Source organism: Psychroflexus salis (assembly GCF_014640175.1).
In the GTDB taxonomy this organism is placed as follows: domain Bacteria; phylum Bacteroidota; class Bacteroidia; order Flavobacteriales; family Flavobacteriaceae; genus Psychroflexus; species Psychroflexus salis.
Genome location: NZ_BMGL01000005.1, coordinates 164,635 through 184,959, shown reverse-complemented (window position 1 = coordinate 184,959; position 20,325 = coordinate 164,635). Strand labels below are relative to the sequence as shown.

Here is a 20,325-nt window from a genome sequence, read left to right as displayed (position 1 = left end):
TTTAAAACAAATTAATGCAATCGTAAAAATTAGTACAAGTTTTTTTTTAAACATTGTCTTTTTTCCAGTCTAAAATAGCAACATCTTTCCATAAAGAAGGGAAAAATAAACGTTGCTGATATCTAGGATGCAAGTATTTTTGCCATTTAGAACCACCTGTCGCAGCTTTATTTTCTCCTTTTTTGTTTAAATATTTTTGGGCAGTACGCAAATGGGTTAAAGGCCAACTTACATTGTAATTATAATCGAAGTCTCGCAAGCATCGAATTAAAGCTTCACTCGGGTTTTCTATTTTTTGAAAAATTTCATGGAGTGTATTTCCCTTTAATCGTTTAGCTAATGTAATAAATTCGTTTAAATATTTTTCTTCAAATGCTTGTAAAGTAAGCGATTTCTTTCCTGTCTTTCGGTCGTGTCCAGCATCTTTCCAATAAATATGCTCAAAATAATCTGCTGTACTCGGATTTTTTGGCAGGCGTTTTTTGCCTTCTTCATTAACTAAATTAGGTAATTCTGTACAATAAATTTCTAAAAATCGAAATTGCGCACTTTGAAAACCACTTGCGGGTGCCAAGGTCATTCTAAACACATTGTAATCTTCGTAGCTCATTCCATCCTTCATTACACTAAATGAAGTAATTAGCATATCGGTGTAGCGAGTAAGTCGTTCTATTTTTTCAGTAAAAAAGGCTTCATTTGGACTAGAAGATGTAAGTTGTTTTAATTCATGAATCATTAGTTTTAACACTAATTCAGTTACTTGATGGTAACCGATAAAAACAACTTCATCTTTAAAATTAGTTCTTGGTTTTTGAAGTGCTAAAAGTGTTTCAACTTCAATATAATCCCAATAATTAATTGGTTTTGCATGGAGCAATCCTTCAAGAAATGTGTCTGGATTTTCACCCAAAGATTCGTATTTTTTTACAAGTTTTTCAACAAGCTCTTGTGTTTTGCTCATGTAAATTCAATTTTCGCAAATTTATTACAATTATTTGCTAAAAAATACAAAATCCATAAATTGTTATCAAAATGAAAAACGGCTTACTTTTAAAGATTGATTAAATAAGTTAAACTTATCCATCTATATTAACTACAAATTTTGAAGTTATATTGTTTCAATAAAAGGTAGTACTTTTGTATAAAATTGAAGATTATGTCAGAACAAATAGAACGAATTAAGTGCTTAATTATTGGGTCGGGTCCTGCAGGTTATACAGCGGCAATTTACGCAGCAAGAGCAGATTTAAGTCCGGTAGTTTACACAGGTATGGAACCAGGTGGACAACTAACTACAACTACAGAAGTTGAAAATTTTCCGGGTTACCCCAATGGAATTGACGGACCAAAAATGATGAATGAGCTGCAAGCGCAAGCTGAACGCTTTGGTACTGATGTTCGCATTGGAATGGCAACTAAAGTTGAATTGTCTACAAAAGAAGGTGGAATTCACAAGGTACAAATTGATAATAAAACTTGGATTGAAGCAGAAAGCATCATTATATCTACTGGTGCATCGGCTAAATACTTAGGTCTAGAAAGTGAACAACGCTTACGCGGTGGTGGTGTTTCTGCCTGTGCAGTTTGCGATGGCTTCTTTTACAAAGGCCAAGATGTAGCTATTGTTGGTGGTGGAGATACAGCTGCCGAAGAAGCGACTTATCTAGCTAAAATTTGTAACAAAGTAACTATGCTTGTTAGACGTGGCGAAATGAGAGCATCTAAAGCTATGCAAAATCGTGTATTTAATACTAAAAATTTAGTAGTTAAATTCTATACCGAAATTGATGAAGTTTTAGGCGATCAAGTTGTTGAAGGATTACGGATGATTAACAACCAAACTAAAGAAACTGAAGAAATACAAATTACGGGTTTGTTTATTGCTATTGGGCATAAACCCAACACCGATATCTTTAAAGGTTTAATCGATATGGATATAACAGGCTACATTATTACTGAAGCTAAAACAACCAAGACCAATATACCCGGAGTTTTTGCAAGTGGAGATGTACAAGATAAAGAATATAGACAAGCTGTAACCGCCGCTGGTACTGGATGCATGGCAGCTTTAGATGCTGAGCGTTATTTGGCAAGCTTAGAAGGCGATGAAGAAGAAAAGGTAAGTGAAGAAGAATTTGTAAATTAAACTTACTTGTAAATTTAAAAAACCCCATAATTTAATTTATGGGGTTTTGTATTTAATTTACTTTTTGAAGGTAATATTTTTCACTAAAACTACTTTCTATTTCTTTGCCATCCTGGCTTAACATCTGTATTCTATTTTCTTCTACTTTAAATTGTGTAGATTGTTTTTCGCTTTTAAGGATAATTACATTTCCGCTTTCAGACCAATCGTAATTTCCTTCTTCAACAAAAATTTCTTTGCTTTTGCCTTTATAAATATATTTAGCGTAAAACTTCATATCTTCATAAATACTTATTTTATACAAAATATATTCACAATCGGCACAAGGTAATTCGCCTTCATAAACGCCGGTATAATCTAAGGCAGTTTTGGCATTGTGCTCTTGTTTAAATTCGGTCTGATCAACTGTAGATTCCGTTTCCTTTTGCTCATTTTTACAGCCAAAAATGCTGATGGCGATACAAAATAATGCTATTTTTTTTAACATAGTGTAAGTTTTAAACAAAGCTAATTATAAATTTCTTTTGAAATAAGTTGAAGCTTATTTTCTTCTAATTTTTCTAAGAATATCTTCTAATCCATTTACTTTTAATTCGAGTACTTCTTGCATTTGTTGGCCTAGTTTATTTTTTGGAAATCCTTTTTGCTTATACCAAATTAAATAATATTCTGGTATGTCGCTTAAATAATAACTTTTATATTTTCCAAAGTGCATCTTAGCATGCGCTAGTTCTTCAAGATGTTTTGAATTGAGTTTCATTTAAAATTTACTGATATGCTTAAAAAAAGCTCTTATGAATTTAAATGAAGTTAATGAAGATATAATGCTTAAGTCTTCTGTAAAGGAAGACTCTTCATCTAAAAAGCGAAGTAGTGTTTTGGTCTTGTTTTTAGCATATAATTTATAAAACACTTTCTCTCCTAAGGAATTGTTATGGTAGAGCACATCTAAAAATAAGGAATCGTAATGCGAATATTTTTTTTGAAAAAGGTACTGTGTAGCTGGTAAGTTTTGTTTTAAATTAAGCGTGATTTGATTTGCTTTTTTTTCAGCAATTTTAAAAGAATATCCAGAAGAAGCTTTAACCCAACCACCAGCTGTACCAATATGTATGATGTTTTTTGTATTATTTTTAGCAAAGGGGTAAGTTGTCATAGGAATAATGCCATACTCTTGTTCTAAAATTTTGAAATCTTTTACTTTTAGATGCTGTTGAATGTATTTTTTTAAAAATGAATCGTAATGAGATTTGCTAACAAGCTCTGGGGTAAAGTAAGTAAATTCAACCAAAGCTTTATTTGTATGGGTGGGTAAAACATACATAAAACTTGTTGAATTACGATCTTTAAAACGATAATCCATCATGCTAAATTCATCAGGATTAAAAACATCTTCTTTAGTTTCTATAAACCAACCTTTAAAATGTTGTAATAAAGTGTAATCTGCTTCTTTTTGAAGCTCTTCAAAATTGGGTAATTTACTGTTAAAAACCAAGTCCGCTTCGTATTCAACCGAAGCAGTTTGTATGTTAACCGAATTAGATTTTTCTTTTAGATCTATTATTTCTTCATAAATAATTTTAATGTGCTTTGCTCTACTTAACGCTGTGTAGGCATAATTATAAAAATCAATAGACCTGAGCATTTTGTAGGTGTAAGGAGCTAATGTTAAATTGACTTCTTTATTTTGTGCAAATATTTTTGCAGTTTTCCATTGTTTTGAAATCAATTTATCCCAATTTCCATTTCCTTCTTCCCAAAATGACCAAGTTTTGTCGTTTTCATTTTTAGGCGACTTCTCAAATAAAACAATGCTATAATCTTTAAAGTAGCTATCTTGGTTTAAAGCAAGAGCTAGGTGTAATCCTGAAACACCTCCACCAACTATGGCTATATTAAATTTAGAAATAGACATAGAAATAAATAAAAAACACTAATTGAACAAAAAATAAATGTAAACTAATAAATAAGTTACCTTTTAATTTAAATGCATTAAAAATTAAGTGCATTATAAACGCAACAATACCCCAAGCAATATAATTATCAATAGGAGCATAGCCACCTTTAAACTCCCAAAAATCGAAAACTGGAGCAGATGCTTCCATAAAAATATCAAGAAGCAACATTAAAAAAGTTCCTAAAAGCGCTTTTAAAAACCAGTGTTCTGCTAAATAATTTGCCATTGCTCCTGTTACTAAGGTAAGTAAAGCCCAGTTTAATCCAATTAGCCATGGAACACCACCGACCTTAGGTCCCATATTTTCGCCGTAAGCATATTCTCCAAAAAAGAGACCATAATTTACACCCAAATATTCCACTAAAATACCTAAAAAGGCAAGGCTTATAAAAACAAGAATTGATTTTAATTTGTTGACAGGAAAAAATATAAATAAAGCTAAACTTAAAATAACTAAGTTTAAACTAGTTCGGCTGGCAAACCAATCTAGATAGCCAAGGCTTATACCAATAATTCCGCTGATATGGAAGAGCCATAAAACTCCAGCTGCAATGGAGTAGGAGTGCGCTTTTTCTGTAATTTTTTTCATGCTATATTTCTGGAATTAAATCGGCTACAATTTTAGCAGATAGCAAACACAAAGGAATGCCTCCACCAGGATGTACCGAACCACCGCAAAAATAGAGATTTTTAAATTGCGAAGAAAAATTTGGATGCCTAAGAAATGCTGCCCATTTGCTGTTGCTCGAAGCACCATAAAGCGAACCTCGATGCGAACTGGTTTCTTTTTCAATATCAACTGGTGTCCAGCAATATTCAGTTTCTATGTAACTCGAAATATCGACTCCTAAGCATAGCTGAATTTTTTGAAGTATAGCCATTTTAGCATCTTGCTTTATTTGTTCCCAGTCTTGATTATAGTTGGCTGGTGCATTAACCATTACAAACCAATTTTCAGCTCCTTTGGGCGCGTCGCTTGGCGTTTCTTTTGAAGTAATATTAATATACACTGTCGGATCTTTATACATTTCTTTTTTGTTAAAAAGATAATCGAATTCAGTTTGATAATCTTCAGAAAATAAGATGTTATGTAAATCCAATTCTGAAAATTCTTTTTTAATTCCCCAGTAAAATATGAGTGCTGAACTCGAGCGTTCTTGTTGAAGTGTTTTTTGGGGTTTTTTAGCTTCTTTTAGTAAGTTTTGATAACTGTTGAAAACATCCATATTGGAAATTACCAAATCGGCTTCTACTTTGCCTTTTTCAGTTTCAATCCCGGTTACTTTTGAAGCCTGACTTAATATTTTATGTACTTTGGTATTCAAATGAAACTTTATACCTTTTTCTTTTGCAAATCGGGTTAAGCTTTGTGAAATTTCATGCATTCCACCTTTGGGATAAAATGTGCCATAATGCATTTCCAAATGTGGAATCATAGACATAATGCCTGGTGTTTTATATGGCGATGAACCATTATAGGTAGCAAAGCGATTAAAAAGTTGTATTAATTTCGGATTTTTAAAATATGTTTTATTTACAGAATTTAAACTTTCAGATAAATTTAATTTGTACAGCTGTGAAATAGCTTTTAGGGTTTCAACTGAAAAATATGTTTTGGCTTGATGGAGTGACTTTTCTAAAAATAAATTCGCAGTTAAATCGTATTTTTCTCTATTTCTTTTTAAGTATTGCTGGATAGTAGCTTCTGGCTCACCAAATTTTTTAGCGGCTTTGTTTATAAAATCTTCAACAGAAGCATCTGCTTGAAACTGTGTACCGTCTTCCCAAAAATAGTTACAAACTCTTTTTTTCTTCTTATAATTAAAATAATCTTTTGCATTTGCACCATACAATTCAAATAGTTCGTCTATAAAATGTGGCATTGTAAATAAAGAAGGGCCTAAATCAAATCGGTATCCATCTTGTTGTATGGCATGTAATTTTCCACCGGTATGCGGACTAGCTTCAAAAACTTCTACTTCATAATCTTTATGGCGTAGTCTTAAGGCTGTGGCTAAACCTGCAATTCCAGCGCCAATTACTAAGGCACGCTGTTGTTTCATATTTATTTTTGTTTGAAGAAGCGCATTGGTGGTACCAACATTCCATAACATTCTCCCTTATCTTTACCAAGGTGTTTATGGTGAATTTTGTGTGCTCTCCGAATTGCTTTTGCATACCAGTGATTGGCTTTTTTAAACATTTTAAATCGCTGATGTATAAATATATCATGCACTAAAAAGTAAGTAGCTCCATAAGCGGCAATGCCAGCACCAATGGCATTGCCAAAAGCTACATAATCTGTCATAAATAAAAACATACTTATAGCAGCATAAAATACAAAAAACAAGTCGTTGCGTTCCCACCAAGAATTATGGTCTTTACGATGATGATCTTTGTGCAATACCCATAAAAATCCGTGCATTACGTATTTATGGGTAAACCATGCCATAAATTCCATGCCTGCAAAGGTGAGCAAGAACAATAAAATTGATAAGGCTAAATTCATAAATAATAGGTTTTGTAATTAAATTAAATTTAATCTACAGGAAATAAAAGATTTTGCTAATAAACTAGCTTTAGTATAATTAGGAACACTAATACGTGTGTTTTTTATTTCTAAAGATGGAGTCTGTTTTAATTTGTGCAATAGTTTTAAATAGTAAATGTATGCAGTATATACACCAAGTTTTGCTTCTACAGGAAGTTGACTTATACCACGTAAACCGGCTTTAAAATCTGCTTCAATTTCGTCTATAATTTCTTTTTTGGTAGCTTCATCTAGCTGCTCTAAGTTTGCATTAGGAAAATAAGAACGGCTTAACTCTTCGAAATCGGCTTTTAAATCGCGTAAAAAATTCACTTTCTGAAAGGCAGAACCCAATTTCATAGCATCTTGCTTAAGCCGCTCATACATTTCATCGTCGCCTTTTACAAAGACTTTTAAGCACATTAAACCAACAACATCTGCGCTTCCATAGATATAATCTTCATATTCTTCTTGTGTTTTATAAGTAGATTTAGATAAATCTTTACGCATGCTTCTTAAAAATGCGTCATACAAATTTTTAGGAATATTGTATTTGTGTACTGTTTCTTGAAATGAATTTAAAATAGGGTTTAAACTAATTTTGCGTTCTAGCGCTTTATAAAGTTCTTCTTCAAATTCATTTAATAAGTCTTCTTTATTAAAATCGTGGAATGTGTCAACAATTTCATCTGCAAAACGCACAAAACCATATATGTTGTATATATCTTGGCGTATCGATGGTGCCAATAGTTTGGTTGCAATAGAGAAAGATGTACTGTAGGATTGGGTAACTTTCTTACTACAATCTCTGGCAACTTGGTCAAATATTGATTTCATAGCAATTTTTTTTAGTTTTTTTCAATTAATTCTGAAACCAATTTTCCAGAAATAAGCGCTGGTGGAACGCCAGGTCCTGGTACGGTTAATTGGCCTGTAAAGAATAAATTGTTTACTTTTTTACTCTTAAGTTTAGGTCTTAAAAACGCTGTTTGCAATAAGGTATTTGCCATACCGTATGCATTTCCTCCGTAGGAATTATAGTCGTTTTTAAAATCGTCTACACAAAAAGTTCTTTTAAAAGTAATATTATTTTTTATATTTTCTCCAGTAAGTTCTTCAAATCGAGCTATTACAATATCAAAATATTGTTCTCTTAATTCGGGAGTGTCTTGAAGCCCTGGAGCAATAGGCACTAAGAAAAATGCATTTTCGCAGCCTTCTGGTGCTGTAGATGGGTCGGTTAAGGATGTAAAGTTAGCGTAGAATAATGGCTCACTTGGCCATTTTGGGTCTGAATATATTTCTTCTGCATGCTTATCGAAATCCACATCAAAAAATAAATTGTGGTGGTTAACATTAGTTAGCTTTTTATCTAAACCTAAATAAAATAAAAGTGAAGAAGGTGCAAAAGTTTTCTTTTTCCAATAATTTTCTGAATATTGGCGATGCTTTTCTTCTAATAATGTTTCGGTGTGATGGTAATCGGCTCCGCTTAGCACAACATGCGACTCGATAAATTTTTCGTTGCAAACAATACCTTTAACTTGATTGTTTTCAACTTTTATGCTTTCTACATTAGCCTTGGTATGAAATTGAACACCAAGCGAATTGGCTAATTTTTCCATAGCCGCAACTACTTGATACATTCCACCTTCAGGGTGCCATGTGCCCAAACCAAAATCAGCATGATTCATGAAATTATAAAAGGAAGGTGTGTCACTTGGTTTTGCTCCTAGAAACAACACAGGAAACTTTAAAATTTGTCGTAATCTTTCATTTTGAAAACCTTTATCAACATCGTTAGAAATGTTTCCAAAAAACTGGTCTATTTTTGTGGCTGTTTTCCAGTTCACTAATTCTAATGGAGAAACTCCGGGTTTATAAACTAAGTCTTTTATTGCAATGTCGTAATTTTCAGCTGCTTCTTCCATGAATTTTTTAAGCTTTATGGATGCTTTTTCTTCTTCGGCTTCAAAAACTTTGGCAATTTTTTCTAAGGAGTCTTCAATATCAATTTTATCATTTTTTCCGAAATAGACGGAGTATGCTGGGTTTAGTTTTTCTAATTGATAAAAGTCTGAAACCTGATGTCCAAAATCTTTAAAAAATCGTTCAAAAACATCTGGCATCCAATACCAGGATGGTCCCATATCGAAAGTAAAACCTTCGGCTTTAAACTGCCTAGCTCTACCGCCAATGCTTTCATTTTTTTCAAAAACTTCAACTTGATGTCCTGCTTTAGCTAAATAACATGCAGCTGAAAGCGAAGAGAAGCCGGAGCCAATGATGGATATTTTTTTATGCATTCTATAAATTCAATGTTAATTCATTAATATTTCTAAAGGCGCGAACACGTTCGGGTAATTTAACTTTATTATCAATTAATTCTAGTGCTTTACGTCCTAATAGCCAATATTCGCAACATTCTGATGTGCAAATTTGGTTTGTAAATTTATGTATATATTCTTCTACATTTTCAGGTTTAACGGTAAGATAACTTACAAAAACAGTATTATCAAACAATTTTGAAAGATAATCTAAATCTTCCATAGGTAAACTCTGTCCTAAAAATATTACTTTATAACCATGCAAAAGTATTTCGTAATTAGCATAAAACAAGCCAATATCGTGTATTTCTTCATTAGGGAGAAAAAGTACAAAAACCTTATCTTTTTTATTAGGTTGTTCTTTTTGTAGCATTTCAATATTAATGAATAATTTTTGTTTAATTAACGAAGAAATAAATTGTTCGTGTGCGGGAGTTATAGTACCTGCTTGCCATAAAATACCAATTTCTTGAAGCAAAGGAATAAAAACTTGGTTGTAAATGTCTCTAAAGGTTAGGTTTTGCAATAAACCATCGTAAGTTCTTAAAAACAAAGGTTGGTCAAAATTCATCATCGCTACTTTAAGCGACTTTACCGCACGATTTGTATTGCTCTTACTGGTTGTAATGCGCTGCACTAATTCGGATATTTCATCTTCGCTCATTTTAGAAATCCGCGAGATTTTATAACCATTTTCATTTAGAAACGCAATGTTTAAGATTTTTTGGAGACCATTAACACCATAGGTCCTAATATTGGTGTCTGTTCGCTGGGGTTGCAACACCCCATAGCGTTTTTCCCACATGCGTATGGTATGCGCTTTTATACCACTTAGGGTTTCTAAATCTTTAATGCTGAAATTTTGTTTAATATTTTCCATGTCTTCGTTTAACAAAACCAAAAATATTTCATTTTTAGTATTCTTGTTCAAAAAATGAAGTTAAAAATTAAACAAAATGAATAAATGATCTTTAATGTAGTTTTTATCTTGTATTTGTTATCTTAAGTTTCGATTAATTAGTGCTACTTACTCTAAATTCATCTTCTTCATTGCTGGTTATGCCAAGTGCTTCATAAATGTAATGAAAGGTAGATAATAATTCTGGCTTTCCATTCACCAAAGCTACATCGTGTTCAAAATGCGCAGAAGGTAGGCCATCCGATGTGAGTATTGTCCAGCCGTCGGGAAGTTGCTTTATGCGTTTGCTTCCCATATTAATCATAGGTTCGATTGCCACCACCATACCATCGATAAATTTTTTGCCTCGACCCCGTTTTCCGTAATTTGGCATTTCTGGATCTTCGTGCATTTTTTTACCTAGACCATGGCCTACTAATTCTCGTACTACTCCATAGCCATGTTTTTCTGCATGCTTTTGAATAGCAAAACCAACATCGCCAACACGATTTCCTAGTTTAAACTGTTTGATTCCTTTATATAAAGATTCTTTTGTTACTTCTAGCAATTTCTTAATGTCGTTAGATACTTCACCAACTGCAAAAGTATAGGCATGATCACCATAAAACCCATTTTTAATGGCTCCACAATCTACCGAAATTATTTCTCCTTCTTGCAATGGTTTTTTGTTTGGTACTCCATGAACAACTTGTGCATTAGGACTTACACATAAAGTATTGGGGAAGTCGTACAATCCTAAAAAACCAGGAATGGCCTTATGGTCTCGTATAAATTCTTCAGCTTTTTTGTCTAATTCAAGGGTGGTAACACCGGGCTTTATTTCTTTAGCCAGCATACCTAAAGTTTTAGATACAATTAATGCGCTTTCGCGCATAAGTTCAATTTCTTCTTGATTTTTTGTTATAATCATTTACTTAGCTTCAGTTTTTTCAATAATTTTTTAAGTCCACTTTCTTTTTTTGGAATTTTTACTGGGCTTAAATTTTCGCCTATCAATTCCTTATATACATTTCCCCAACCAATAAAGCCACCGATACTTCTATCGTCTATAAACACATCGGCTGCTATTTTTCGGCTAATACTTTCGTCAAAATCTTCTTCTGGGTAACTTTTGTTTACTGCATAAAATTCAATTCCATGGTCTTTACAGAATTCAACAGCTTCTGTTAAGCGATCGCCACATCTGTACGTCCAAAGAATTAAAGGAAAACCTTCATTTTGGAGTTTTTGTAAAGTTTCGAAAGCAAAAAGCATAGGCTTACCTATTTTTGGATACTTACTTTCAACAATGGTGCCGTCAAAATCTACAGCTAAAGTGGGCTTAGAACTTGAAATCATAATACTTTACTTAAAATTTATAACTATGTTTATAACCTTCTTCTTTTAAAATGGAAAGTAAATCTTGTTCTAAACTTTCTTGAGCAAATTCTACATAGCGATTTAATTCTTTTCCATTTTTGTAAATAATAAAGGTTGGAACCATTTGTACATTTAATTGTTTAGCTTTTGCTTCATCTACATTAGGAACCACTTTGTCTCGATTTACACCGATTAATCTAATTTTTGATGTATCAAAATTAACTAACTCCATTAATTTTATTATGCTTGGCACTTCAATTTGGCTATCTGAACACCAAGTTCCAAAATAAATTTCAATACGTATATCTTTTTGTTGGAGTTGTTTATGTATAGCATCTATAGTTTCTTTTTTAGGACTATAGGATTTGTAATTTTTTTGGAACCAATTAAAATTTTCAATTTCACTAATTTCTAAATCTCCAATTAATATATCTTCTTGGTCAATCGAATTTAAATATTCTGAAGGATAAGTCTCCAAAAATAGGCTTAAAGAGCTTAAAATAATTAAGCTGTATATTTTTACAATTTGCATTATACAAGTGGTTTTTGAGTCATTAGTTCAGGTTGTTTTACGTCCATTAATTTTAAGATCGTAGGAGCAATATCTCCTAAAATACCATTTTTAATTTGTTTAATTTCTGGGTCGATTAAAATAATGGGGACTGGGTTGGTCGTGTGGGCTGTATTTGCACTTCCATCTGGATTTAACATAGTTTCAGAATTGCCATGATCGGCAATTACAATCATGCTATAATTGTTTTCTTCGGCTTTTTTTACTAATTCGCCTAAGCATTCATCTACAGTTTCACAGGCTTTTACAGCTGCTTCAAAAACACCGGTATGTCCTACCATATCAGGATTAGCAAAATTAATACACATAAAGTCGCTAGATTTATTCTCAATTTCTGCAAGTAGTTTATCCTTCAATTCAAATGCACTCATTTCGGGTTGTAAATCGTAAGTAGCTACTTTAGGTGAGTTTACCATAATTCGTTTTTCACCTTTAAATGCATCTTCACGTCCACCTGAAAAAAAGAAGGTTACATGTGGGTATTTTTCAGTTTCTGCGGCTCTTAATTGGGTTTTACTATTTTTTTCGAGCACCTCGCCTAGGGTGTCTTTAATATTATCTTTTTTGTAAACCACATCTATTCCTTTAAAAGTATCGTCATACTTTGTCATAGTTACATAATGTAAGTTTAGTTTTTCCATGTTAAAATCTGGAAAATCTTGTTGACTTAAAGCTTGAGTGAGTTGTCTTCCACGGTCGGTTCTAAAATTAAAAAAGATAACCACATCGCCATTTTTAATTTTAGCAATAGCTTGATTTTTTTCTGTTAATACAATAGGCTCAATAAACTCATCGGTTATATTTTGATCATAGCTTTTTTGTATTGCAGCAATTGCATTTTCGCTGGCTTCTCCTTTACCATGAACCAGTAATTGGTAGGCTTTGCTAACACGTTCCCAGCGTTTATCTCGATCCATTGCAAAATATCTACCAATAATTGTAGCTAATTTAGCATTGTTTTCTTTTAAGATAGGGAGCAATTCTTCTATAAAACTTTTGGCAGAATTTGGGTCTACATCTCTACCATCGGTAAAAGCATGCACATATTTTTTCGAAACACCATAATCTTCTGCAGCTTTTACCAAGCCTTCTACATGTTTAGTGTGTGAGTGCACACCACCATCACTCACTAAGCCTAAAAAATGAATAGATTTATCATTTTCTTTAGCATATTGAAAGGCTTGTTTTAAAACAGGTTCATTTTTTAAAGTATCTTTTTCTACAGCCATATTAATTTTCACCAAATCTTGATAAACAATTCTGCCGGCACCTAAATTCATGTGTCCTACTTCGCTGTTTCCCATTTGGCCTTCCGGTAAGCCAACATGCAGGCCGTCAGTTCGTAAAGTCGCATACGGATAGGTTTTGTACAATCCGTCCATGGTAGGCGTTTTGGCTTGGTCTACTGCAGAAATTTGTCGATTTGGAGAAATTCCCCAGCCATCTAAAATAGTTAAGATTACTTTTTTACCCATGTTTTTTGTTTGTTTTTGCTAAAATAAGCATTCTTGTGGTTTAGCATAACTTGTTTGCTAGTTTTACTTTAAAATCGGGTTAATTCCTAATATATATTTGGTAAAATAATTGTTGAAAAATTCTCTATCTAAGGCTTGAAAACCTTTTACTTTTTCAGTTTGAATAAGGTCTTGCATATTGTATTGAAGATAGGCTTTTAAATATTTTTTAGAACTTGGTAAATACGAATAATGCCATGGCTCATACAAAAAACCAGTTCTATCTTTTGCATCGGTGTAACTTAAGTAAAACCCAAATGAAGCTGCATTTTTTTGCATCCATAAATGCAAATTGTAGAAAGCTCCCCCTTTGCTAAAATGTGAAGTTGATAGTACATCGCCTTTATATAAATTCTTATCTATTTTCTGAATAATATCAATTTCCGTACCCCAATGATGGCGAGATGTACCTGGTATGGATGAATAGCGAATAATTTGCTGAATGGCTTCAAGAGCTGTTTTGTTTTCTTTTTGAAGCGCTTCAAACTTGCTTTCAAAAATTTTCTTTTGTCTTGAAAAACTTCTAAAAGCGGAAGCTATTTCAATTTCAATACCATCCTGTAGAGCGGCATTTTGCATTAATTGAAACTGCAATGCTGTTTCTTTTTCTAGAAAATGTGTTCCTGTTTTTTTAAAAATCGAAGTTTTGCTTTTTCCTATTAAGAAATCTTTTTCATTAGTTTTAAAAACAGAAGCTAAACTCGATAAGGAATTTAACATGACAAACGAAAAACCAAGGTATTCAACAAATGTTCTTCTATTCATAGGTAATATGCATCAATTGGTGTGGACCCACATCTGGAATTTCAAAAACATCGCCCTGTTTTACAAAATTAAATTTTTCGTAAAACAAAACTGCACTGGTTCTTGCATTACACCATAAGTTACTATTGGATTTTGACTTTAAAAAGTCAGGAATAAAATGCATTAGCGAAGTGCCTACTTTTTTTCCTTGAAATTTGTCTAATACAGCCATACCCCTTAATTGATATGTGTAAAGCTTAGCATTTATAGTTTTTTCCTGATTAACAAGGCTACAAATTCCAGCTAATTCATGGTTTAAAAAAACACCTAAATGGAAGGTGTTTTTGGATGTGTCTCCTGTAAAATAAGATGATTCAATTGCTTTGCCTTGACGTAATACTTGGTGCCGAATCGGAATGATATCTGTAACAGAAACTTGCCGAATAAACATGTTACATATCCTTAAAATGCCCGTCTACAATACCATAAGCTATCGACTCTTCAGCGTCCATCCAATAATCACGTTTAAAATCGGCCATTACTTTGTCAAAATCTTGCCCGCAATTTTCGGCAAGTATTTTTGCACTAAGTTCTTTGGTTTTTAAAATTTCTTTTGCTTGAATTTCAATATTGGAAGCCTGACCTTGAGCACCACCCATGGGTTGGTGAATCATAACTTTGGCCAATGGCTGTATAAAACGCCTACCTTTGCTGCCAGCAGAGAGTAAAATAGAACCCATAGAAGCGGCTAGACCACTACAAATTGTGCTTACAGGACTTTTTATGGCTTGCATGGTATCGTAAATTGCAAAACCATCTGTAACGTAACCGCCTGGACTATTGATGTAAAATTTAATTTCATCGTGATTGTCCATGTCTAAATACAACAAGCGGTCAATTACGTGTTTAGCAGATTTGCCATCTACTTGTCCGTTTAAAAATATTGTTCTATTTTCTAAAAATTTTTGTTCAATTAAATCTTCTACCTTTCCTTTTTTTGAACTCATTTTGAATTATTTATTTGAAATTATTGGCTGTAAAGTTACATTTTATTAAGGATTTCAAGTTTAGATGGCTTTACAATTAACAAAAACTTTTAGTTGCTCATATTTTACATAATCTAAATTTGTAAACTAAAATGCTGGTGTAGCTCAATTCTTAGAGCCAGCCTTCCAAGCTGAATGTTATCAGTTCGAACCCGTTCTCCCGCTCTTAAAAATCAACTTTTATAGATAGATGCATTCTTTCAATGCATTTCATTAGCTGGTATTTTCTTTTAATTTTCTTTCCAATACCTTTTAGGTGTTCTATACTTATAAGGACTGTAAGAGTTGAAAGCTTCTTTTAAATTATGTATATTTAGCAATTTAATACTTGTAAATGTTTCTATTTAGTAAAAAATCTTCTTATAAAAAGTATTTGCTTTTGTGTGGATTCTTCTTTTTTCAATTAGCAACATTTGCTCAAATCGATTATACTACAAATCCAACTTTAACTAATTTAATTGAAGCTTTAGAAGGTGAAAACTTACAAATTTCTAACCTTGTTATTTTATCTGGTAATCCAGAGTCTCAAATAGCTCTTTTTGAACAAGATTTTATAAACCCAAATTTTCTTATGGATAGTGGGGTCTATTTTTCTACGGGAGATGTAAATACAGAATTGTCTCAAGTAAATGCTAGTAGTAATTCTAGTTCAACTAATAATATTTTCTACGAAGATGAAGATTTACAGTCTATCGAAGAAAGTGCTACTTTTGATGTTGTGCTTTTTCAATTTGATGTAAGTCTTGGGAATTTAAGTAACTCTATAGTCTTTTCTTACCAATTTGCTTCAGAAGAGTATCCTGATTTTGTTGGTAGTATTTATAATGATGTTTTTGCAATATTTATTGAAGGTCCTGGAATTGAAGGTGCTGAAAACATAGCTAAAATACCAACTAGCGGAAACCCAACAGCAGTAAATTTTGTAAACGGTGGAGTTTTAGGATTTTTTGGTTCGAGTGAAGCAAATGTAGATTTAAATCAAACAGAATTGTATATTAATAATGGTCATTTAAATACTGGAGAAGAAAATCCTTTAAATCAGCCTGGACCTTTTCTTGTAGATGTTGAGTTTAACGGGTTAACCACTTTAATAGAATCTACCGCCATAAATCTTTTGCCTGGTGAAACTTATCAAGTTAAAATTGCATTGGCAGACACAGCAGATTCAATTTATGATTCTGGAGTTTTTTTTAAGCCTATCCGCGCTCCTTTGGTTGAACCAGAATTGAGCTTTACAAAACAAGGGATTTATTTGGGAGATGAAAATGAAGCACAAGTAGGAGATGAAGTACGTTATGTTTTTGAAATCATTAATAACGGATTTGTTAATTTAAATGAATTTGTTTTTATAGACAATTTCTTTGAAAATTATGAAATAGAAGGCTTGGCAGACTTAATTCTTGCACCAAATGAAAGTTTTAGTTTCGAACTTCCTTATTTTATAACTCAAGATGATATAAATCGTGGGGCTTTATATAATACCGCTTCAATTAATTATGCATATGCTGAATTTGATTTCTCAAGGCTTTCAGATAATTCGAATGTTTTAGACGAAAATCACCCTTTTTACAATTCAAATTGCCCTGATTGTAACGTGGTTTTATTACCCCAAAATCCTGAATTATCACTAATAAAAGAAGCTTCATTTAATGAAGAAAACCTAAACTTAGGAAGTTTAATTCAATATAACTTCAATATTAAAAACACGGGAAACGTAGATTTGTTTTCGGTACGTATTGAAGACAATTTACCAGGCTTGCGTCTTTTTGGAGAGCCAATTACGCTACTCGTGGAAGAAGAAAATGAAACAAATTTTTCTGCAGAATATAATGTGCAATTGTCCGATTTTGCTATTGGGAAAGTTATTAATCAAGCAACGGCAATTGGTTATACCTTGTTAGATGAAGAAATTACTGATTTGTCTGATAACGAATTTTTTATTGAAAATAATCCTACTGAAGTACCTATACCACCTTGCGATGTAAGTATATTTAATACCATAACTCCTAACAACGATGGCATTAACGATGTTTTTGTAATTGAAGGAATAGCTTGTTATCCAGATAATACAGTTAAAATTTTTAACCGCTGGGGAGTAGAAGTATTTAGTGCAAAATCGTACGATAATCAAGATGTTGTTTTTACAGGAAATTCTTCTGCAAGGGCAATTTACAACAGCGATGAAGGTTTACCTTCTGGAGTATATTTTTACATTATTCAATACACCAACCAAGAAGAAAAAATCACAGAAAAAGGAACACTGTTTATTAAAAGGGAAAATTGATGTTGAAGCACAAAAACATTTTGCTAGTCTCAATTTTTATTTGCTTTGTAGTAACTAACCGAGCAATTGCTCAGCAAGATGCACAGTTTTCTCAATACATGTATAACAACCAAAGTATAAACCCTGCTTTTGCTGGAAATCGCGGAGCTTTGAGTTTGTTTGCCATGCACAGGTCGCAGTGGCTTGGTTTTGATAATGCGCCTGAAACCTACCTTTTTTCTGCACATACACCTATTCAGAATTCAAAACTAGGTTTCGGACTTAATTTTTTGTCAGAAAGTATTGGTCCAATCGATGAAACCAATGCATCTGTAGATGTTTCTTATTGGATTCAAATCAGCAAAAAATTTAGGCTATCATTCGGATTGCGTTTTAATGCTAATATTTTTAATATAAGTAATAACCGATTAAATCCACAGCAAGCAAACGATCCGCTTTTATCTAATTTTAATAGCGAATTTAATCCTAATATAGGAGCTGGTTTATTTTTGCATTCAGAAAAAAGCTTTATGGGTTTATCTGTTCCAGCTATACTGCAACGTAGTAATTTAGATAGTAATTCGTTTACAGCTATCTCTGTTTACAGACCTACCGCTTATTTTTATGGTGGTTATGTGTTCGATATTTTTCCCTTCACAAAATTCAAGCCAGCTAGCTTTTTAAAGCTTCAAGAGGGTTCGCCATTGCAAATAGATTTAAGTGCAAATTTTTTATTTTATGAAAAATTTACTTTAGGAGCAGCTTGGCGTTGGGATGCTTCGGCTAGCTTTTTAGCTGGATTTCAAGTCAATCAAAAATGCTTCATAGGTTATGCATACGATATAGAAACTACTTCTTTACAACAATACCATTCAGGAAGTCACGAATTATTTATTCGTTTCGAATTATTTAACCGAAAAAGCAAATTAATTTCACCCCGATTTTTCTAATTATGCAGCAACGAAGTATATCATTTTTGTTTTTTGTTTTTTGGTTGATTTTTGTACCATTCCAACCGCTTGTTGCTCAGAAATGGTATGAAGAAAAAGCAGAAAAGCATAATCAAAATAAAGCTTATGTAGATGTAGTTGCCATTTATAAAACATTAATACAAAATGGAGTTACTAGCGAGCAAATTTTGAAAAAAACCGCCGATGCTTATTTTTTTCAAGGTGATTATAGGAGCGCTTACCCTAAATACAAACTTTTATTTAGGCGTTACCCAAATACTTTACATGAAGAACATTACCTACGATATTTGCACAGTTTAAAATCGGTTAATCGGTACAATGAAGCTAATAGTTTACTAAAACAATTTAAAGCTAAATTTCCAGACGAATTAGCACAGGAAGATTACACATTAGATTATTTACAAAAAATTGAAGCTAAAAGTGAAGATTATAGCATTGGTGTAACAGCTATTAACTCCTTAGAAATGGATTATGCACCGAGTTATTATCAAAATAAAATAGTATTTACATCGGCTCGAGATACAGGTAATTTTAAAAAAAATCGACACCAATGGGACGATTCTCCTTTTACCCAATTGTATGTTGCAGAAATGGATAAGCGTACTAAAGAATTAAGCCAAGTTAAAAAGTTTACCAACCAGCTTAATACGCAGGTCTATCACGAGTCTTCAACTTGTTTTACAAAAGATGCTAAAACTGTGTTTTTTACAAGAAATGCTTTTATTAATAATGAAAGGTCTACTAATATTGAAGGACAACAAATTTTAAAGATTTATAAAGCTTCCTTTGTAGATGGTACATGGCAAAATATAGAAGAATTACCTTTTAACAGCAACGAATTTAATACTGCACACCCAACACTGAGTCCAGATGAAGATTATTTATATTTTGCTTCCGACCGCCCAGGTGGTTTTGGTAAAGCCGATATCTGGCGCGTTAAACTATTAGAAAAGGATTTGTTTGGAGAGCCAGAAAACCTTGGGAAACCTGTAAACACAAGTGGAACAGAAAGTTTTCCTTTTATGGCATACAACAATATCTTATACTTTGCATCTAATTTACATTTGGGCTTGGGTGGCTTAGATTTATTTGCAGCCGAAAAACAACCCGACCAATCCTTTCCTAAAATTACCAATTTGGGTGCAGGCATAAACTCCAAGTTCGACGACTTTGCTTTAATTATCGATTCTAGCTTAACCGGTTTCTTTTCAACAAATCGCAGTGTAGGAAAATACAAACGTGATAATATTTACCGCATCAAACAGCGTTATTTGCCTAATTTTGATGATTTATTAATTAAAGAAATACGTGTAATTGATGAAGAAAATGGAGAGAATTTAGCCAAAGTAAAGTTTGAAATTTACAATTCATCTTATCAAAAAATAAAACTAGATTCTACCGATGTAAATGGAAATGTAAGCTTATCTGAAAACAAAGATGTTGCTAAAATGTATTTGCGTTTTATAAAAGAAAATTATGAAGTAAAAGAAATACCTATTTCAAAATCTGTATTATTACAAAAAGACACCTTAATTGTTCCTTTAGCCAAGCGAATGAAAGCAGTAGCATTGGGAAAGGATATTGGTAAAATCATTGAAATTGAAAAGATATATTTTGATTTAGATGAATATGTTATTCGACCTGATGCTGCAATAGAATTAGCTAAAATTGTAAGTGTTTTAAAAAGTTACCCAGATGTTTCTATTGAAATTGGTTCGCATACCGATAGTCGGGCCAGTAAAAGCTATAATCAAAAACTTTCTCAAAATAGAGCCCAATCTACAAAAGAGTGGATTATTAAAAATGGAATTAGTGAAAATAGAATAACAGCCAAAGGCTATGGGGAATCAAAAATAGTTAATCACTGTAAAGATGATGTAGATTGTTCAGAAAAAGAGCATCAACAAAACCGTAGAAGTGAATTTATTATTACAGAAATAAAAGACAAATAAAGTATAATGCCAAAATTGGTTTAAAT

General features: G+C 32.5%; 21 protein-coding genes. 4 read left to right on the top strand and 17 right to left on the bottom strand.

Going from position 1 to position 20,325, the window contains the following annotated elements; translation table 11 throughout:
* Positions 1–46: 46 nt before the first annotated feature.
* Positions 47–961, bottom strand: coding sequence for a tryptophan 2,3-dioxygenase family protein (locus IEV63_RS05555; protein ID WP_188405794.1), 915 nt, complete (start codon positions 959–961; stop codon positions 47–49).
* A gap of 195 nt (positions 962–1,156) precedes the next feature.
* Between IEV63_RS05555 and trxB the strand changes: the two genes are divergently transcribed.
* Entirely contained in the window at positions 1,157–2,146 is a 990-nt protein-coding gene (trxB, locus tag IEV63_RS05550) for a thioredoxin-disulfide reductase (RefSeq protein WP_188405793.1), read from the top strand.
* A 52-nt stretch (positions 2,147–2,198) separates the two neighbouring features.
* Here the strand turns inward: trxB and IEV63_RS05545 are convergent, their stop codons facing one another.
* The 16 genes from IEV63_RS05545 to IEV63_RS05470 all read right to left on the bottom strand — a co-directional run bounded on the left by IEV63_RS05545 (position 2,199) and on the right by IEV63_RS05470 (position 15,074).
* Positions 2,199–2,633: a copper resistance protein NlpE gene (locus IEV63_RS05545; RefSeq protein WP_188405792.1), complete on the bottom strand. Its 435-nt coding sequence runs from the start codon at positions 2,631–2,633 to the stop codon at positions 2,199–2,201.
* 54 nt (positions 2,634–2,687) lie between these two features.
* Positions 2,688–2,906, bottom strand: coding sequence for a DUF3820 family protein (locus IEV63_RS05540; protein ID WP_188405791.1), 219 nt, complete (start codon positions 2,904–2,906; stop codon positions 2,688–2,690).
* Complete coding sequence (locus IEV63_RS05535) at positions 2,907–4,061, bottom strand: lycopene cyclase family protein (protein WP_188405790.1); 1,155 nt, start codon at positions 4,059–4,061, stop codon at positions 2,907–2,909.
* Positions 4,048–4,692 (bottom strand): carotenoid biosynthesis protein, encoded by a 645-nt coding sequence (locus IEV63_RS05530; protein ID WP_188405789.1) that lies wholly within the window; start codon positions 4,690–4,692, stop codon positions 4,048–4,050. The genes IEV63_RS05535 and IEV63_RS05530 overlap by 14 nt, the downstream gene beginning before the upstream one ends.
* Position 4,693: 1 nt before the next feature.
* Positions 4,694–6,166, bottom strand: coding sequence for a 1-hydroxycarotenoid 3,4-desaturase CrtD (crtD, locus tag IEV63_RS05525; protein WP_188405788.1), 1,473 nt, complete (start codon positions 6,164–6,166; stop codon positions 4,694–4,696).
* A gap of 2 nt (positions 6,167–6,168) precedes the next feature.
* Complete coding sequence (locus tag IEV63_RS05520) at positions 6,169–6,612, bottom strand: sterol desaturase family protein (protein WP_188405787.1); 444 nt, start codon at positions 6,610–6,612, stop codon at positions 6,169–6,171.
* Between the two features lie 18 nt (positions 6,613–6,630).
* Positions 6,631–7,470 carry a phytoene/squalene synthase family protein gene (locus IEV63_RS05515; protein WP_188405786.1) on the bottom strand — a complete coding sequence of 280 codons (840 nt, stop codon included), beginning with the start codon at positions 7,468–7,470 and terminating at the stop codon, positions 6,631–6,633.
* An 11-nt stretch (positions 7,471–7,481) separates the two neighbouring features.
* The gene (crtID, locus tag IEV63_RS05510; RefSeq protein WP_188405785.1) at positions 7,482–8,939 is read right to left on the bottom strand and encodes a bifunctional phytoene desaturase/3,4-desaturase; all 1,458 of its coding nucleotides are present in this window, start codon (positions 8,937–8,939) and stop codon (positions 7,482–7,484) included.
* Between the two features lies 1 nt (position 8,940).
* Positions 8,941–9,840 carry a MerR family transcriptional regulator gene (locus IEV63_RS05505; RefSeq protein ID WP_188405824.1) on the bottom strand — a complete coding sequence of 300 codons (900 nt, stop codon included), beginning with the start codon at positions 9,838–9,840 and terminating at the stop codon, positions 8,941–8,943.
* Between the two features lie 133 nt (positions 9,841–9,973).
* Positions 9,974–10,789 carry a type I methionyl aminopeptidase gene (gene map, locus IEV63_RS05500; protein ID WP_188405784.1) on the bottom strand — a complete coding sequence of 272 codons (816 nt, stop codon included), beginning with the start codon at positions 10,787–10,789 and terminating at the stop codon, positions 9,974–9,976.
* The gene (locus IEV63_RS05495; RefSeq protein ID WP_188405783.1) at positions 10,786–11,217 is read right to left on the bottom strand and encodes a BT0820 family HAD-type phosphatase; all 432 of its coding nucleotides are present in this window, start codon (positions 11,215–11,217) and stop codon (positions 10,786–10,788) included. Before IEV63_RS05495 ends, map begins: the two co-directional genes overlap by 4 nt.
* A gap of 10 nt (positions 11,218–11,227) precedes the next feature.
* Complete coding sequence (locus IEV63_RS05490) at positions 11,228–11,770, bottom strand: TlpA family protein disulfide reductase (protein WP_188405782.1); 543 nt, start codon at positions 11,768–11,770, stop codon at positions 11,228–11,230.
* Positions 11,770–13,284, bottom strand: a complete 1,515-nt coding sequence (gpmI, locus tag IEV63_RS05485) for a 2,3-bisphosphoglycerate-independent phosphoglycerate mutase (RefSeq protein WP_188405781.1) — start codon at positions 13,282–13,284, stop codon at positions 11,770–11,772. The genes IEV63_RS05490 and gpmI overlap by 1 nt, the downstream gene beginning before the upstream one ends.
* A gap of 63 nt (positions 13,285–13,347) precedes the next feature.
* Positions 13,348–14,088 (bottom strand): M15 family metallopeptidase, encoded by a 741-nt coding sequence (locus IEV63_RS05480; RefSeq protein WP_188405780.1) that lies wholly within the window; start codon positions 14,086–14,088, stop codon positions 13,348–13,350.
* Positions 14,081–14,518: a GNAT family N-acetyltransferase gene (locus IEV63_RS05475; RefSeq protein WP_188405779.1), complete on the bottom strand. Its 438-nt coding sequence runs from the start codon at positions 14,516–14,518 to the stop codon at positions 14,081–14,083. Before IEV63_RS05475 ends, IEV63_RS05480 begins: the two co-directional genes overlap by 8 nt.
* A gap of 1 nt (position 14,519) precedes the next feature.
* Complete coding sequence (locus tag IEV63_RS05470; RefSeq protein ID WP_188405778.1) at positions 14,520–15,074, bottom strand: ClpP family protease; 555 nt, start codon at positions 15,072–15,074, stop codon at positions 14,520–14,522.
* Between the two features lie 373 nt (positions 15,075–15,447).
* On the opposite strand from IEV63_RS05470, the gene IEV63_RS05465 reads away from it, so the two are divergent.
* From IEV63_RS05465 to IEV63_RS05455, 3 genes are read left to right on the top strand one after another with little or no spacing between them, the layout of a single operon-like run.
* The gene (locus IEV63_RS05465; RefSeq protein WP_188405777.1) at positions 15,448–17,397 is read left to right on the top strand and encodes a choice-of-anchor L domain-containing protein; all 1,950 of its coding nucleotides are present in this window, start codon (positions 15,448–15,450) and stop codon (positions 17,395–17,397) included.
* A complete protein-coding gene (locus tag IEV63_RS05460; RefSeq protein WP_188405776.1) occupies positions 17,397–18,326 on the top strand; it encodes a PorP/SprF family type IX secretion system membrane protein in 930 nt (309 codons plus the stop codon). Before IEV63_RS05465 ends, IEV63_RS05460 begins: the two co-directional genes overlap by 1 nt.
* Before the next feature lie 2 nt (positions 18,327–18,328).
* On the top strand, positions 18,329–20,299 hold the full coding sequence (locus tag IEV63_RS05455; protein ID WP_188405775.1) for an OmpA family protein: 1,971 nt from the start codon (positions 18,329–18,331) through the stop codon (positions 20,297–20,299).
* The last annotated feature ends 26 nt before the right edge of the window (positions 20,300–20,325 follow it).